At 64.7% G+C, this 15,109-nt stretch carries 15 protein-coding genes, 1 other RNA gene and 1 pseudogene; 7 read left to right on the top strand and 10 right to left on the bottom strand.

What is annotated here, in order from left to right; translation table 11 throughout:
• Nucleotides 1-137: 137 nt before the first annotated feature.
• Entirely contained in the window at nt 138-665 is a 528-nt protein-coding gene (gene def, locus FNJ47_RS37005; RefSeq protein ID WP_163160812.1) for a peptide deformylase, read from the bottom strand.
• Nucleotides 666-835: 170 nt separating this feature from the next.
• Here def and FNJ47_RS37000 point away from each other — a divergent pair, with 170 nt between their 5' ends.
• From FNJ47_RS37000 to FNJ47_RS36990, 3 genes are all read left to right on the top strand, one after another.
• Nucleotides 836-2,056, top strand: coding sequence for a DNA recombination protein RmuC (locus FNJ47_RS37000; protein WP_163160811.1), 1,221 nt, complete (start codon nt 836-838; stop codon nt 2,054-2,056).
• A gap of 76 nt (nt 2,057-2,132) precedes the next feature.
• Nucleotides 2,133-2,432, top strand: a complete 300-nt coding sequence (locus FNJ47_RS36995) for a GIY-YIG nuclease family protein (protein ID WP_163160810.1) — start codon at nt 2,133-2,135, stop codon at nt 2,430-2,432.
• A 121-nt stretch (nt 2,433-2,553) separates the two neighbouring features.
• Nucleotides 2,554-3,921 carry an AmpG family muropeptide MFS transporter gene (locus FNJ47_RS36990; protein WP_163160809.1) on the top strand — a complete coding sequence of 456 codons (1,368 nt, stop codon included), beginning with the start codon at nt 2,554-2,556 and terminating at the stop codon, nt 3,919-3,921.
• Between the two features lie 125 nt (nt 3,922-4,046).
• Here FNJ47_RS36990 and FNJ47_RS36985 read toward each other — a convergent pair whose 3' ends face one another.
• From FNJ47_RS36985 to ffs, 5 genes are all read right to left on the bottom strand, one after another.
• A complete protein-coding gene (locus tag FNJ47_RS36985) occupies nt 4,047-4,475 on the bottom strand; it encodes a hypothetical protein (protein ID WP_236000305.1) in 429 nt (142 codons plus the stop codon).
• 145 nt (nt 4,476-4,620) lie between these two features.
• A complete protein-coding gene (gene recR / locus FNJ47_RS36980; RefSeq protein WP_163160808.1) occupies nt 4,621-5,226 on the bottom strand; it encodes a recombination mediator RecR in 606 nt (201 codons plus the stop codon).
• A 97-nt stretch (nt 5,227-5,323) separates the two neighbouring features.
• Nucleotides 5,324-5,644, bottom strand: a complete 321-nt coding sequence (locus FNJ47_RS36975) for a YbaB/EbfC family nucleoid-associated protein (protein WP_021079589.1) — start codon at nt 5,642-5,644, stop codon at nt 5,324-5,326.
• Nucleotides 5,645-5,665: 21 nt separating this feature from the next.
• Nucleotides 5,666-7,510, bottom strand: a complete 1,845-nt coding sequence (locus tag FNJ47_RS36970) for a DNA polymerase III subunit gamma/tau (protein WP_163160807.1) — start codon at nt 7,508-7,510, stop codon at nt 5,666-5,668.
• Between the two features lie 109 nt (nt 7,511-7,619).
• An RNA gene (ffs, locus tag FNJ47_RS36965) (signal recognition particle sRNA small type) lies at nt 7,620-7,716 on the bottom strand.
• 111 nt (nt 7,717-7,827) lie between these two features.
• Between ffs and FNJ47_RS36960 the strand changes: the two genes are divergently transcribed.
• From FNJ47_RS36960 to FNJ47_RS36945, 4 genes are all read left to right on the top strand, one after another.
• Nucleotides 7,828-8,247 carry an HIT domain-containing protein gene (locus FNJ47_RS36960; RefSeq protein ID WP_050406070.1) on the top strand — a complete coding sequence of 140 codons (420 nt, stop codon included), beginning with the start codon at nt 7,828-7,830 and terminating at the stop codon, nt 8,245-8,247.
• A 6-nt stretch (nt 8,248-8,253) separates the two neighbouring features.
• On the top strand, nt 8,254-9,204 hold the full coding sequence (gene nudC / locus FNJ47_RS36955; protein ID WP_163160806.1) for an NAD(+) diphosphatase: 951 nt from the start codon (nt 8,254-8,256) through the stop codon (nt 9,202-9,204).
• Nucleotides 9,205-9,369: 165 nt separating this feature from the next.
• Entirely contained in the window at nt 9,370-10,317 is a 948-nt protein-coding gene (locus tag FNJ47_RS36950; RefSeq protein ID WP_163160805.1) for a sugar kinase, read from the top strand.
• A 76-nt stretch (nt 10,318-10,393) separates the two neighbouring features.
• Nucleotides 10,394-10,894: an Lrp/AsnC family transcriptional regulator gene (locus FNJ47_RS36945; protein WP_163160804.1), complete on the top strand. Its 501-nt coding sequence runs from the start codon at nt 10,394-10,396 to the stop codon at nt 10,892-10,894.
• Between the two features lie 182 nt (nt 10,895-11,076).
• Here FNJ47_RS36945 and FNJ47_RS36940 read toward each other — a convergent pair whose 3' ends face one another.
• From FNJ47_RS36940 to FNJ47_RS36925, 4 genes and pseudogenes are all read right to left on the bottom strand, one after another.
• Nucleotides 11,077-12,576, bottom strand: a complete 1,500-nt coding sequence (locus tag FNJ47_RS36940) for a phosphomannomutase/phosphoglucomutase (protein WP_163160803.1) — start codon at nt 12,574-12,576, stop codon at nt 11,077-11,079.
• Nucleotides 12,577-12,730: 154 nt separating this feature from the next.
• On the bottom strand, nt 12,731-13,243 hold the full coding sequence (locus FNJ47_RS36935) for a TIGR02281 family clan AA aspartic protease (RefSeq protein WP_236000304.1): 513 nt from the start codon (nt 13,241-13,243) through the stop codon (nt 12,731-12,733).
• A 189-nt stretch (nt 13,244-13,432) separates the two neighbouring features.
• Nucleotides 13,433-13,609 (bottom strand): annotated as a pseudogene (locus tag FNJ47_RS36930) (nitrate reductase); the annotation flags it as partial.
• A gap of 473 nt (nt 13,610-14,082) precedes the next feature.
• The coding region (locus tag FNJ47_RS36925) for an ATP-dependent helicase C-terminal domain-containing protein (RefSeq protein WP_283811341.1) at nt 14,083-15,109 on the bottom strand (1,027 nt) is incomplete at its 5' end.

Genomic DNA, 15,109 nt, shown 5'->3' with positions numbered 1-15,109 from the left:
GGGTGTGGCAGTCAGTGGTTGTGGTGGGGGTCTCGCCACGAGTCACATTGTGGAGAGAGCCCCCACCCGGATCGCATCTCCGATGCGATCCGGCCTCCCCCGCAAGCGGGAGAGGGAGTCGAGTCCCGATGGCGATCCTACTCAGCCGCGCGCTTGGCGGCCTTCTCGAATTTCTTGAAGACGCGGTCGCGCTTCAGCTTCGACAGATAGTCCACGAACAGCACGCCGTTGAGATGGTCGATCTCGTGCTGGATGCAGGTGGCGTAGAGCCCCTCGGCATCCTCCTCATGCGGCTTGCCGTCGAGGTCGGTGAAGCGCAGGCGCACCCGCGCCGGGCGCTCGACCTCCTCGTAATATTCGGGGATCGACAGGCAGCCCTCTTCGTAGACCGACAGCTCTTCCGAATGCGAAATGATCTCCGGATTGATGAACACCCGCGGCTGCGGCGTGGTCTCGCCGTTCTCGTCGCGCTTGGCGAGGTCCATGGTGATCAGCCGCAGCGGCTGCGCGACCTGGATCGCCGCGAGCCCGATGCCGGGCGCGTCATACATGGTCTCGAGCATGTCGTCGGCGAGCTTGCGGATCTCCGGCGTCACCTTCTCGATCGGTTTCGACACCAGCCGCAACTGCTTGTCCGGCAGGATGATGATTTCTCTTAATGCCATGGCGGCGATTTAAGCCGGTGACTTCATGGGGTCAATGCGCTCAGGAACCCGTTAGGACAACGTTAACCACGTTTCTTCACCCCGGATTAACCAGGAAAATTCAGAAAGCATTTACCATAATCGTTCCCCCTTCGTTCGCGTCCGGCCGCGAATCGGCTACAACCGATGGCATGAACGAGATTCTGCTCACGATTGGCGACCTTCCGGTCCGTGTCTCCGACGCGTTGATCGGCCTTGGCGCGCTGGCGCTGATCCTGCTGTTCGCCATCGCCGTGGTGATCGCACGCGGCAGCCGACGCGGTGCGGAACTCGCGATGGCCCAGGCGATTCGCGCCGACGAGCTGGAGGAGCGGCTCGCCGACATGCTGCGGGCCCAGAGCGAATCCTCCGGACGGGTCGATGCCAAGGTGGATGCCTTCGCGCAGGCGCTGGCCGGCCGCCAGGCCGAGATGGCCCGCGCCGTCAACGAGCGGCTGGATTCGGTGACCCATCGGGTTGGCCAATCGATGGAACAATCGACCCGCAACACGATGGATTCGCTGCGCGTGCTGCATGAGCGGCTCGGCATCATCGATCACGCCCACAAGAACCTCAACGAGCTGACCACCCAGGTGACGACCCTGCGCGACGTGCTCGCCAACAAGCAATCGCGCGGCGCGTTCGGCCAGGCGCGGATGGAGGCGATCGTCCAGGACGGCATGCCGAAGGGCTCGTTCGCGTTCCAGCATACGCTGACCACGGGCAAGCGGCCGGACTGCGTCGTGTACCTGCCCGATCAACGCCCGCTCTGCATCGACGCCAAGTTTCCGCTGGAGGCGATGACCGCGCTGCACGATGCGCGCAGCGACGAGGAGCGCAAATCGGCCTGCCAGCGCCTGCGCGCCGACGTGCTCAAGCATGTCAGCGACATCGCGGAAAAATACCTGATCCCGGGCGAGACCCAGGACACCGCGCTGATGTTCGTGCCCTCGGAATCGGTCTACGCCGAAATCCATGACGGCTTCGACGACGTGATCCAGAAGGCCTATCGCGCCCGCGTCGTGCTGGTGTCGCCCTCGCTCTTGATGCTGGCGATCCAGGTGATGCAGCAGATCCTGAAGGACGCCCGGATCCGCGATGCCGCCGACCAGATCCGCAACGAGGTGATGCATCTTGGTGATGATCTCGGCCGGCTGCGCGAGCGCGTGCTCAAGCTGCAAAATCACTTCGGCCAGGTGAATGAGGACGTCAGGCAGATCCTGATCTCCGCCGACAAGATCGAAAAGCGCGCCGGCCGCATCGAAGAACTCGACTTCAGCAAGTCCGAGAGCCCGATCGAGGTGCCGCGCTTCGTCAAGCCCGCCGCCACCGACCTGTTCCCCGCCCCGCGCAAGCTGCAGGCGGGGGAGTAGTATGGCACTCGATATCAGCTCATAGTCGGTGTCATCGCCCGGCTCGACCGGCGATCCAGTATCCCAGAGGCGGCAGTTGGGAGCACGCACTTACTACGTCTACATCCTTGCGAGCCACATCGGCGGCATGCTCTACATCGGTGTGACAAATGACCTCATTCGCCGCGTCGGCGAGCACAGACTGAAGCTCATCAAGAGCTTCACTGAGAAATATGATGTGGTGAAGCTTGTCTACTTCGAGCAGTTCGACGATCCTGAGAACGCGATCAAGCGCGAGAAGCGGTTGAAGAAGTGGAATCGAGCCTGGAAGGCTCGTCTGATCGAAGAGAACAATCCAAATTGGGAAGACTTGTATCCGGGAATTGCAGGTGTCTAACTGTGCGTCATGCCCCGCGAAGGCGGGGCATCCAGTACGCCGGGACGACGGTGGCTGGACGGAATCGTCACGGAGTACTGGATCGTCCGCCTTCGCGGACGATGACCTCACGATGGGATAGATGACTGCCCCCAACGCCACAGCCATGCCGAAAAAAACCACCCCTGCCGCCACCTCCTGGCGCGACGGCTTTGCGGTGTACCTGCAGCCGCGGGTGCTGATCGTGCTGCTGCTCGGCTTCTCTTCGGGCCTGCCGCTGGCGCTGTCGGGCTCGACGCTGCAGGTCTGGATGAAGGAGGCCGGGGTCGATCTCGGCACCATCGGGCTGCTGGCGCTGATCGGCACGCCCTACACGCTGAAGTTCCTCTGGGCGCCGCTGGTGGACGCGCTGCACGTGCCGCTGTTCACGCAGGTGTTCGGACGCCGCCGCGGCTGGCTGCTGCTCTCGCAGCTGTTGCTGATCGCGGCGATCGTGGTGCTGGCGGTGGCTGATCCCGCACGCTCGCCGTGGTTCGCGGCCTTTGCAGCGCTATTGGTCGCAACGGCGTCGTCGACGCAGGACATCGTGGTCGACGCCTTCCGCGTCGAAAGCCTGCCCGAAAGCGAACAGGCCGCCGGCATGGCGTCCTATGTCGCGGCCTATCGCGTCGGCATGCTGGTCTCGACCGCCGGCGCGCTGTTCATCGTCAGCGGTTTCGAGTCCGCCGGCCTTGGGCGCCCTTCGGCGTGGATGTGGGGCTATCTGGTGATGGCCACGCTGGTCGTGATCGGCATCGTCACATCGCTTGCGGCGACCGAGCCGGTCCAATCGAGAGGCGCGGAGGCGGCCACGCACGCGCAGAACGCAGCAGAGCGCGTGCTGCACGCCGCGCTCGGCGCTTTCTCCGAATTCCTGAGCCGCAAGGACGCACTTGCCGCGCTCGCCTTCGTGGTGCTGTTCAAGTTCACCGACGCGTTTTCAGGCACCATGACCGCGCCGTTCGTGATCGACCTCGGCTTTTCCAAGGTCGATTACGCGGCGATCGTGAAGGGTGTCGGCCTCGCCGCAACCCTGATCGGCGGCTTTGCCGGCGGCTTCGTGGCGCGGCGCTATTCGCTGGCGACCAGCCTGTGGATCGGCGGCGTGCTGCAGGCGGTCGCCAACCTCTCGTTCTCCTGGCTCGCGCATATCGGCGTCGATCAATGGGCGCTGGCGCTTGCGATCACCGCGGAGAATTTCACCAGCGCGATCGGCACCGTGATCTTCGTCGCCTACCTCTCGGCGCTGTGCCGCAATCCGCTGCACACCGCGACCCAGTACGCGCTGCTGACGGCGCTCGCCGCGGTCGGCCGCACCTATCTGTCATCGGGCGCGGGCTATATCGCCAAGGCGGTCGGCTGGCAGGTGTTCTTCGTGATCTGTGTGCTGGTCGCGATCCCGAGCCTGATCCTGCTGCTCTGGCTGCAACGGCGCGGGCATTTTGATGAGCTGGGACCGGTGCGGGTTTGACCTTCCGCTGTCATCACCCGCGAAAGCGGGTGATCCAGTATTCCAGAGACGTTCGTGATTCTGCGGAGAGGCCGCGGCGTACTGGATCGCCCGGTCGAGCCGGGCGATGACACCGGAACTGGCAGCTACTTCGCCACCACACTCCACTTCGTCACGATGGCTTCGCTCATCTCGCCGGCGTCCTTGGCGCAGGCGATCTCGTCGACCTTCACCGAGATGGCCTTGCCGGACAGGCTCTTGAGCTGCGCGGCCTGGGCGTCGTTGGTCGGAACGAGCTGGAAGGTTTCCGGCCCGGTCTCGAGATTGCACAGCCCGTTCGGCGGCGGCAGGCGGCGCGGCTCGCTGGTGATCTGGTAGGTCGCTACACGCTTGCCGCGGTTCTTGGTGTCGCGCACCTTCATGACGCCGAGTTCCCCCGACAGCACGTCGCCGGCGTGGATCATCTTGCCGGGCTTCTGCGGCGCATCGCTCTGCTGCGCGATCGCGCCGGGCACGGCGAAAATTGCCGCGAGACACGCAAAGCCCAAGCGTACGCCGAATCGGTGTGTCGTCATTTGCGGTGGTTCCGTATTTGATTCGTCAGAGTGTGGATGACCATCCCCGAATCGTCATCCACCCTATCATTTTGTCTCAGCGCGATCTTTTCGACTTGTGACCGAACATCTGGCGAACATCGCCGAACCGGCCTTCGAGCACGCGCTAGAACAGCGTCCGCTGCCGCATGGCAGCCGATAGCGTACCTTCATCGAGGTAATCAAGCTCGCCGCCGACAGGCACGCCATGCGCCAGCCGCGTCACCCGCACATTGGCCTCCGACAACAGGTCGGTGATGTAATGCGCGGTGGTCTGGCCGTCGACGGTCGCATTCAGCGCCAGGATGATCTCGCTCACCTCAGGCGCATGTGCGCGCGCGACCAGCTGATCGATGGTGAGATCCTGCGGACCGACGCCGTCGAGCGGCGACAGCGTCGCGCCGAGCACGTGATAGCGGCCATTGGTCGCATTGGCGCGTTCCAGCGCCCAGAGATCGGCGACGTCGGCGACCACGACGATGATCGCGGGATCGCGGCGCGGATCGGTGCACACCGTGCAGGGGTTTTGTGTATCGATGTTTCCGCAGGTCTTGCAGACCTGGATCTTGTCGATCGCGACCTGCAACGCCGCCGTCAGCGGCGTCATCAAGGCCTCGCGCTTCTTGATCAAATGCAGCGCCGCACGCCGCGCCGAGCGGGGCCCGAGCCCGGGCAGCCGCGCCAGCAGCTGGATCAGGCGTTCGATTTCGGGGCCGGCAACGCTTGCAGCCATTAGAGCATGATCCGGAAAAGTGCGAAGCGGTTTTCCGGAGAGATCATGCTCAAACAAAGAACCAAAGCACGATGATTCATCTTGATCTCGTCGAGCTCTAAGTCGGACCAAATCCCGGCGGCAGGCCGAGCCCGCCGGTGAGTGCCATCATCTTCTCCTGCATCGCCGCCTCGGCCTTGCGGCGGGCATCGCCATGCGCGGTGACCAAGAGATCCTCGAGGACCTCGCGCTCTTCCGGCTTCATCAGCGACGGGTCGATCTTGACGCCCTTCACTTCCATCTTCGCGGTCATGCGCACCGCGACGAGGCCGCCGCCGGAAATGCCCTCGACCTCGACATTGCCGAGTTGCTCCTGCATCTCCTGCATCTTGGATTGCAGCTGCGCTGCCTGCTTCATCATGCCGAGAAAATCAGCCATGCGTGCGTTCCTGTAATCAGATCAATCGTCGTCGCTGTCGGAAGTTTCAATCGGGTCTTCACCGGTCGCATCCGCCACCGGAACCTCAGGGGCAAGGCGACGGACCTCGACCACCTTGGTGCCGGGGAAGCGCGCCAGCACCTCCTGCACACGCGGATCGGCTTCGGCGGCGCGCTGATGCTCGCTGCGCGCCAATTCGTTCTGCGAGCGCACCGTCGGCTGGCCGGCCTCGTTGGAGATGATCACGGTCCAGCGCCGCCCGGTCCACAGTTCGAGCTTGCGCGGCAGATCGGTGACCAGCGCGCGTTGTGCCTTCGGCTCGAGGGCGATCTCGAGCTGGCCATCCTCGATGCGCACCAGCCGCACATCGGCCTCCAGCGCGGCCTTGGTCATGATGTCGCGCCTCTCACCGGCAAGCGCGATCAGTTGCGGAAAACTCGTGATCCGCAGCACCGGCACGGCATCGGTGGCCGGCGCCGCCAACTGCGGACGGGCGGCGAGATCGGCACGCGGCGCCGCCTGCGGCGCGCGTACCGGCGCCGACGGCATGGTCGACATCGCCGAGGCAGACGCGCCACGTGAGGGTGACGATGCGGAGGAACCTGTTGTCGCGGGCGCAGCACCGCCACCATTCTGCTCGATCATCATCCGGATCGCTTCATCCGGCGTCGGCAGGTCGGCGACATAGGCGATCCGCACCAGCACCATCTCGGCGGCAGCGGCCGGGCGCGTCGCGGTCTGGACCTCGGCGATGCCCTTCAGCAGCATCTGCCACATCCGCGACAGCACGCGAAACGACAGCTTCGACGCGAATTCGCGCGCCCGCACGCGCTCGGTCTCGCCGAACGCGACATTGTCCGCGACCGTCGGGACCGCCTTCACGCGGGTGACGAAATTGACGAACTCGGCAAGATCGGACAGCACCACCACCGGATCGGCGCCGACATCATATTGCGCGCGGAACTCGGCGAAGGCCGCGGCGAGATCGCCGCGCGCCAGCGAATCGAAGAGATCGATGACGCGGGTGCGGTCGGCGAGGCCGAGCATCTGCCTGACCGCGTCGGCCTTCACATTGCCGGCGGCATGCGCGATCGCCTGGTCGAACAGCGACAGCGAATCGCGCACCGAGCCCTCGGCCGCGCGCGCGATGATGCCGAGCGCCTCGGGCTCGACCTCGACGCCCTCCTTGGTCGCGATGTTGCCGAGATGCTTCATCAGCACGTCGGCCTCGACGCGGCGCAGGTCGAAGCGCTGGCAGCGCGACAGCACCGTGATCGGAACCTTGCGGATCTCGGTGGTGGCGAACACGAACTTGGCGTGCTCCGGCGGCTCCTCCAGCGTCTTCAGGAAGGCGTTGAACGCCGCCGTCGACAGCATGTGGACTTCGTCGATGATGTAGACCTTGTAGCGCGCGCTCGCCGGCGCGTAGCGCACGCTGTCATTGATCTGGCGGACATCGTCGACGCCGGTGTGGGACGCGGCGTCCATCTCCAGCACGTCCATGTGCCGGCTTTCCATGATCGCCTGGCAGTGCACGCCGAGGTCGGGCATGTGGATGGTCGGCCCCTTCACCGAGCCGTCCGGCTTGGCGTAGTTCAAGGCACGGGCGAGGATGCGCGCGGTGGTGGTCTTGCCGACCCCGCGGACGCCGGTGAGGATCCAGGCCTGCGGAATCCGCCCGGTCTCGAACGCGTTCGAGACGGTGCGGACCATGGCCTCCTGGCCGATCAGGTCCTCGAAGCTGGAGGGGCGGTATTTGCGGGCGAGAACGCGGTAGGGTTTTGCGGTGTCCGGCGCTGCGCCGAGATCGAAACCGCTCTGGCCTGCGCCATCGGACGGTTTGGAGGGGTCGCCAGCGTCATTCATGCGTCGATCCGCAACTTGGGTGTCTCTTCGGCCGGCGTGCGGATAGGAGCCAAAATCGAGCGCCGGGCGCGGAGACCGCCATTCCAGCGCGATTCGCTCGGAAAAACAGGTAGGAGACTGACGAGCGACCCGATCCGGACCTCGTTAGGGCTGCTTCCTTCCGGACCTGACCCGGTTGGCGAGTGGCTCGTCCACCGCCAATCTCCCGGTCCCTATTTGGGGCCAAAACCGCCGGAAAGCAAGCGGCCTGACCCGGCTTTGTAAGGCTGGCTTTGTGGGGCTTGTCTGGGAACACGGAAAGGCATTATTTGCCCCTCATGCCCGCCTCCAATTGGTCGCTGCATTCGCAGCTCAATAAAGACACCATCGACATCGGCGACCTGCCGCTGTGCAAGGTGCTCGTCATCAAGGATGCGCATTATCCCTGGCTGCTGCTGGTGCCGCGGCGCGACGGCGCGGTCGAGATCATCGACCTCGACGAGGTCGAGCAGGCGCAGCTGATGACCGAGATCACCCGCGTCTCCCGGGCCCTGAAAGAGGTCACCAAATGCGACAAACTGAATGTCGCAGCCCTCGGCAACCTGGTCCCGCAGCTTCACGTCCATATCATCGCGCGCCGCACCAGCGACGCTGCATGGCCGCGTCCCGTTTGGGGCGTGATGCCGCCGCTGGCGCATGACGCCGAGGAAGTGCAGAATTTCATCAGCGCGCTTCGCCGCAAGATCTGGTTGGGTTGAAATTCAATGTCCGCATCCGATTCATTTCCGCTCGGCCAGCCGGCCTTCGTCACCCATGTGCTCGACCGCGCCGCGCATTTGCGCGGCAATGACGAGAAGCTGTTCGCGCTGGAGGGCCATCGCGAGGCTCGCGCCTACGTGATCTATCGCGACTCGCTGGTGGTGAAGCAGGAGGATGGCGGCGCCCGCGCGCTGCTGTCGCTGGAAGAGGCCCGCAGCTACGGCGCCAACCCCGGCACGATCTTCCTCGGCTTACGCGATAGCGCGCCGATCTTCGGCATGGGGATCGCGCCGCAGGCCGCCGAGAAGCTGGTCGGCCGCGGCGACGTCGCGATCACCGAACTGCGCGGCATGGCGATGCAGGGCGTGGTGCCGCCCGAGCAGCTCTCCGCCATCGCGATGGCGAAATCGATGGTGACCTGGCATCAGCGCCACGGCTTCTGTCCGAACTGCGGCACCCGCACGGCAATGAGAGAGGGCGGCTGGAAGCGTGAATGCCCGAGCTGCAAGGCCGAGCACTTTCCGCGCACCGATCCGGTCGTGATCATGCTGGTCACGTCAGGCGACAAGGTGCTGCTGGGACGGCAGAAGCAGTTCATGCCCGGCATGTATTCCTGCCTCGCAGGCTTCGTCGAGGCCGCCGAGACCATCGAGGACGCGGTCCGGCGCGAGATCTTCGAGGAAAGTGGCATCCGCTGCACCGACGTCAATTACTACATGACGCAGCCCTGGCCCTATCCGTCATCGCTGATGATCGGCTGCACTGCGCGCGCGACCAGCGAGGATATCGTGGTCGACCGCACCGAATTGGAAGACGCGCGCTGGTTCGACCATGCCGAGGCGACGCTGATGCTCAAGCGCCAGCATCCCGACGGCCTCGCCGGCCCGCATCCGTTTGCCATTGCCCATCATTTGCTCGGCCGCTGGGTGCACCACCGAAACCCGCTCGACCAATAGCGGGAACCGGACATCGTTCTGCCGATTAGACTGGTCACAGGTAGTGGCAGTTGACAGCATGATCCGGAAAAGTGCGAAGCGGTTTTCCGAAAAGATCATGCTCAAACAATGAGCTAGAGCGCGATGACGATCATCGCGCGTGGAACCATTGCGACGGATCCCTGCATGAATTTTCAAGACGGCGCCCCGAAAGTCCCGCCCCGTATCCTCTGCATCGGCCTGCCGGTGCGCGACCTGACGTTCCGTGTCGGCGTTCCCGCGCGCGGCTCCAAGGAGAACGCGACGCATTTCGAGGAGATCTGCGGCGGCAACGCGCTGAATGCCGCGATCGGCATCGTCCGGCTCGGCGGCCGCGTCTCGATCTGCGGACCGATGGGCGATTCGCGAGAGACCTCGAGCCGCTACATTTTCGACAAGCTGGCCCAGGAAGGCATCGAGACCAACCATCTCATCCACATGCCTGATCTGGTGACCCCGATCTCGGCGATCATGATCGACGACACCGGCGAGCGCACCATCGTCACCTTCCGCGACCCGGAGCTCTGGAAGGTGAAGCTGCCGCCGACCGAGCTGCTGCTGGAGGATTGCGCGGCGATCCTGACCGAGAGCCGCTGCGCGCCGTTCTGCACCGAGCTTTGCGCCGAGGCCGTCCGGCGCGGCATTCCCGTGGTGGTCGACGTCGATCGCGCGATGTCGATGCGGGAGGGGCTGCTCACCGCCTCCTCCCATCTGGTGTTTTCCAGCGAGCCGCTGCAGGAGACCGCCGACGTCACCGATGACGGCCAGGCGCTGCACAAGCTTGCCAAGCTCACCCCCTCCTTCCTCGCCGGCACCCGTGGCCCGAAGGGCACGATCTGGCTCAACGAGAAGGGCGAGCTCGAGGAGACCCCCGCCTTCCCGGTCCATACCGTCGACACGCTCGGGGCCGGAGATGTCTTCCACGGGGCGTTTGCGCTGGCCATCACCGAGAAGCAGGCGCTGCGGCAAGCCCTCCGTTTCGCCTCGGCCGCCGCAGCGCTGAAATGCACCCGTTTCGGGGGTGCTTATGCCGCACCGCAACGTGCTGAAGTTGAAGCGTTTTTGGGCGAACACGCCGAGGCCCGGCCGGCCTGACCGGATACAGCCCGCTTGATTTGGAAGATTTTTCTCTATATGAGGGAGTTTGAACCTTCATGTGGAACTTTCTTTTATGACCGATGTCGCCATTCAGCTTCATGACAACAACCGCCGCCTCGACGCGATCGATCGCAAGATCCTGACCGTATTGCAGGAGGATGCCTCGCTCTCCGTCGCCGAGATCGGCGACCGGGTCGGGCTGTCGTCGACGCCGTGCTGGAAGCGTATCCAGCGGCTCGAGGCCGACGGCGTGATCCTGCGCCGCGTGGCGCTGGTCGATCAGAACAAGATCGGGCTCGGGATCTCCGTGTTCGTCTCGGTCGAGAGCGCCGACCACTCGGAAGCCTGGCTGCGCAAATTCGCCGAAGCCGTCAGCGCCATGCCCGAGGTGATGGAGTTCTACCGGATGGCCGGCGACGTCGACTACATGCTGCGCGTGGTGGTCGCGGACATGCAGGCCTACGACGTCTTCTACAAGAAGCTTATCAGTGCCGTGCCGCTGAAGAACGTCACCTCGCGCTTCGCGATGGAGAAGATCAAGTCGGTGACGGCGCTGCCGGTGCCGGCTGCGTAAGCAGCGCGCTCAGGGCGTAGGCCGCGACCTCAGGCGTAGGCAACACCCTCAACTGTCATCGCCCGGCTCGAACCGGGCAATCCACTATTCCAGAGACAGTCGTCTTCGATCGAGAAGCCGCGGCGTACTGGATCACCCGGTCGAGCCGGGTGATGACAGCTTGCTCGGGGCGAGCGCTCACCTCAGATCTTCTGATTGTACTCGCCGACCCCGGGGTGCGTGCGCAGCACGGAATCCATCGCTTCGAACATGTCGCGCATGCGCTGTTCGCTGACCGGGCTTTCCACCACGACCACGAGTTCCGGCTTGTTCGAGGAGGCGCGCACCAGGCCCCAGCTGCCGTCCTCGACGGTGACGCGCACGCCGTTGACGGTGACGAGATCGCGGATGCTTTGGCCCGCCACCTGCGCGCCGTTCTGCTGCAACGTCTCGAAGTGCTTCACGACCGCGTCGACCACGCCGTATTTCGCCTCGTCGGCGCAATGCGGCGACATGGTCGGCGACGACCAGGTCTTCGGCAGCGCGTCCTTCAAATCGGCCATCGACTTGCCGGGAGCACGGTCGAGCATCTCGCAGATCGCGATCGCCGACACCAGGCCGTCGTCATAGCCGCGGCCGAACGGCTTGTTGAAGAAGAAATGGCCGGACTTCTCGAAGCCGGCGAGCGCGCCGAGCTCGTTGGTGCGGCGCTTCATGTAGGAATGCCCGGTCTTCCAGTAGACCGTGTTGGCGCCCTGCTTCTGCAGAATCGGGTCGGTCACGAACAGCCCGGTCGACTTCACGTCGACGACGAACTGGGCATTGGCGTTGATCGCCGACATGTCGCGCGCCAGCATGACGCCGACCTTGTCGGCAAAGATCTCCTCGCCGGTGTTGTCGACCACGCCGCAGCGGTCGCCGTCGCCGTCGAAGCCGAGGCCGATATCGGCCTTGTGCGCCAGCACCGCATCGCGGATCGCGTGCAGCATCTCCATGTCTTCCGGATTCGGATTGTATTTCGGGAAGGTGTGATCGAGTTCGGTGTCGAGCGGAATCACCTCGCAGCCGATCGCCTCCAGCACCTGCGGCGCGAACGCGCCCGCGGTGCCGTTGCCGCACGCCGCCACCACCTTCAGCCTGCGCTTCAGCTTCGGCCGGTTGGTGAGGTCGGCGATGTAGCGCGCCGGATAATTCTCGTGGAACTGGTAGGAGCCGCCGGCCTTGTTGTTGAACGCGGCGTCGAGCACGATCTGCTTCAGCCGCGTCATCTCGTCGGGGCCGAAGGTCAGCGGGCGGTTGGCGCCCATCTTCACGCCGGTCCAGCCATTGTCGTTATGCGAGGCGGTGACCATCGCGACGCAGGGCACGTCGAGATCGAACTGCGCGAAATAGGCCATCGGCGTCACCGCGAGCCCGATGTCGTGCACCTTGCAGCCAGCCGCCATCAGTCCCGAGATCAGCGCGTATTTGATCGAGGCGGAATAGCCGCGGAAATCGTGACCGGTGACGATCTCCTGCTTGACGCCGAGTTCTGCGATCAGCGAGCCGAGCCCCATGCCCAGCGCCTGCACGCCCATCAGGTTGATTTCCTTGTTGAACAGCCAGCGCGCGTCGTATTCGCGAAACCCGGTCGGCTTCACCATCGGCTCGGATTCGAACGCATAGGTGTTCGGGACCAGCGCGGATTTCGGCTTCGGAAACATGGGTCGGCCTTATGGTCGCATGCAGAAAGACATCGCCGCAGCCTTTAGCGAATGCGCAGGCCGGGCGAAAGGTGGGAGTGCGGCTGGTGGCCGACAATTACGGCGGAAATGGCGGCGATATCGGGTCGCCGCGGCTACCCCGAAAGGGCTGGATTTATTGCTCCAGCAACAATTTGCCGTTGGCGTATTCGAAGCGCTTCAGCTTCGACAGGAAGGACAGGCCGAGCAGGTTTTCCGACAGCGCCTCGTCCGGCAGCACCAGGGCATCGACGTCGCGGACGGTGAGGCCGCCGATCTCGATCATGGCGATGCGGGCGCGGGCGGCCTTGATGGTGCCGTTCGCGGTGGTGACACGCGAGGTGTAATCGCCCGGCACCGGACGCAAGCCGAAGCGTGCGGCCGAGGTCTCGTTCAGGGCGACCACCGAGGCGCCGGTGTCGACCATGAAGTTGATGTGCTGGCCGTCGATCCGGCCGTCGGTCTCGAAATGACCGCGCGGATCGGGCGCGATGCTCAGCGTACGGGCGCTGGCCTGCGCCACCGTGACGGCGGGGGCGGTGGTCTGCCTTGCGGTGGTCGCGGCGGCGGGCGCCATCTTGCTGGCCATCTGGGCCATGAAGGTGCCCAGCCCGATCAGGATGGCCGCGAAAATCATCAGGTTACGCATGACACCATACTCGGGAAAACCGACCACTCAATTTCACCACGCCGCACGCCCGGCCGCGAGCAAGCGCGGCAGCGCGAGCCTGCCATTTTGGCGAAAAGGATGAGCGAAGAGTTAATGCGAGCCCGAGAGGCGGCCGAATGCTATCGGCCACCTGTCCAAGCGAGCAATTGCTGGCCCTCAGGCGGCTTTTCAGGCCATCCTGGCGACCGGGCTCGGCATCGCCACGCGCAGCGCGTAATAGACCGCGCCTGCGATGCCGACACCGAAGAACCAGCCATAGACCGCCCACCACGCCGGCAGGATCGAGGTGAAGTTCGGCAGCACCGACGAGAACAGGGCGCCGATCGCAGCTGCGATCAGCGCGCTGGCGCCAGGTCTTCATTGTACAGCGACGGCGATGCGTTCTTGATCTCCAGGTTCTTGATCTCCAGGTTCTTGAAGTCCATGCCGGCCTCCCCAAAGTGCGAGCCCGTGATCCCATCCCAGCATGCAAATCTAATCACCGTTTGCCGGCACTCGCCAGCGCAACCGAATGGCATGATCGGGAAATGCGGAGACCTGTGCTCTTGAAGCATGATTTAGTTGGGTTGAGCTTGCGACTGCAACGATGCTCTTAGCTAAGCCGCGCTGTCGATCAGCGGATCGGCCGGGCGTCCTCACAACCCACCGTCATCGCCCGGCTCGACCGGGCGATCCAGTATTCCAGAGACGCTTGTGCTTGAGCCGAGAGGCCGCGGCGTACTGGATCACCCGGTCAAGCCGGGTGATGACAGGCGAGAGTGCTGCAATAGCGGTGGTCTAGTCTAGCTAGCACAACACGCGAAACGCTTGTGCCGATATCAAGTGCCGCGCGGCTTCACGCGCCTGGTCGGCATCGCGCTGGCGGGATCTTCCGGCCAGGGATGACGCGGATAGCGGCCGCGCAGATCGGAACGGACGGCAGCGTAACTGCCGCGCCAGAAACCCGGCAGATCGCGCGTCACCTGCACCGGGCGCTGCGCCGGCGACAGTAGTTCCAGCACCAACGGCACCGCGCCCTTGGCGATCGAGGGATGGGTGTTGAGCCCGAACAGCTCCTGCAGCCGCACCGCGATGGTCGGCCCCTGCTCGGCCTCGTAGTCGATCGCAAGCTGCGTGCCGGTCGGCGCCTCGAAATGCGTCGGCGCCTCGCGATCGAGCCGCGCGCGCAATTCCCACGGCAATAGCGTCATCAGCGCATCCGACAGATCGCCTGCCGACAGATCCTTCAACGCGGTCTTGTCGTAGAGCGCTCCCACCAGCCAGTCGTCGGCACGCGCGGCAAGCGCCGCGTCGGACAGGTCAGGCCAGCTGTCGTCTTCGGCCTGACGCAGGAACATGACGCGGTCGCGCCATTGTTTGGCTTGCTTCGACCACGGTAACCGATCGAGACCTGCCGCGATCAGGCCCTCGGCGAAGATACGCGCGGTCTCGGCCGATGGCGTGAGCGACATCGGCGCCTCCGCGAACGTGATCGCATGCAGCGAACGGCGGCGGCGCGCGCGCAGCGCCATCGCACCGCGATCGAACGTCACCTCTTCCGCGTTTTCGATCTGGTCGGCGAAGCGCTGCTCGATCTCGTCCTGGGTGATCGGCGCCGCCAGCAGGATGCGGCCGTTCGCGGCCGTGCCGGTCAATTCGGCGACCGCGATGAAGGGCAGCCGCGCCAGCGCCGCGGTCTGCTCGACGGCGGCGCCGCGGCCATTGGCCAGCACGAAGCTGCCATTGCCGCGGTTCTTCGCGACCCGATCCGGAAACGCGAAGGCCAACATGACGCCGGTCGAAAGGTCTGCGTTAGAGACGCGAGAGCGGTAGGGCTCCCCTCCCCCTTGCGGGGAGGGGTTGGGG

Source organism: Bradyrhizobium uaiense (genome assembly GCF_010811875.1).
Lineage (GTDB): Bacteria > Pseudomonadota > Alphaproteobacteria > Rhizobiales > Xanthobacteraceae > Bradyrhizobium > Bradyrhizobium uaiense.
Note: the sequence above shows the minus strand (reverse complement) of the source record. Positions and strands in the feature narration are given on the sequence as shown.

Coding starts and splice junctions, on each gene's coding strand:
- def (WP_163160812.1), bottom strand. CDS start 665: ATGGCATTAAGAGAAATCATCATCCTGCCGGACAAGCAGTTGCGGCTG.
- FNJ47_RS37000 (WP_163160811.1), top strand. CDS start 836: ATGAACGAGATTCTGCTCACGATTGGCGACCTTCCGGTCCGTGTCTCC.
- FNJ47_RS36990 (WP_163160809.1), top strand. CDS start 2,554: ATGACTGCCCCCAACGCCACAGCCATGCCGAAAAAAACCACCCCTGCC.
- FNJ47_RS36985 (WP_236000305.1), bottom strand. CDS start 4,475: ATGACGACACACCGATTCGGCGTACGCTTGGGCTTTGCGTGTCTCGCG.
- recR (WP_163160808.1), bottom strand. CDS start 5,226: ATGGCTGCAAGCGTTGCCGGCCCCGAAATCGAACGCCTGATCCAGCTG.
- FNJ47_RS36975 (WP_021079589.1), bottom strand. CDS start 5,644: ATGGCTGATTTTCTCGGCATGATGAAGCAGGCAGCGCAGCTGCAATCC.
- FNJ47_RS36970 (WP_163160807.1), bottom strand. CDS start 7,510: ATGAATGACGCTGGCGACCCCTCCAAACCGTCCGATGGCGCAGGCCAG.
- FNJ47_RS36960 (WP_050406070.1), top strand. CDS start 7,828: ATGCCCGCCTCCAATTGGTCGCTGCATTCGCAGCTCAATAAAGACACC.
- nudC (WP_163160806.1), top strand. CDS start 8,254: ATGTCCGCATCCGATTCATTTCCGCTCGGCCAGCCGGCCTTCGTCACC.
- FNJ47_RS36950 (WP_163160805.1), top strand. CDS start 9,370: ATGAATTTTCAAGACGGCGCCCCGAAAGTCCCGCCCCGTATCCTCTGC.
- FNJ47_RS36945 (WP_163160804.1), top strand. CDS start 10,394: ATGACCGATGTCGCCATTCAGCTTCATGACAACAACCGCCGCCTCGAC.
- FNJ47_RS36940 (WP_163160803.1), bottom strand. CDS start 12,576: ATGTTTCCGAAGCCGAAATCCGCGCTGGTCCCGAACACCTATGCGTTC.
- FNJ47_RS36935 (WP_236000304.1), bottom strand. CDS start 13,243: ATGCGTAACCTGATGATTTTCGCGGCCATCCTGATCGGGCTGGGCACC.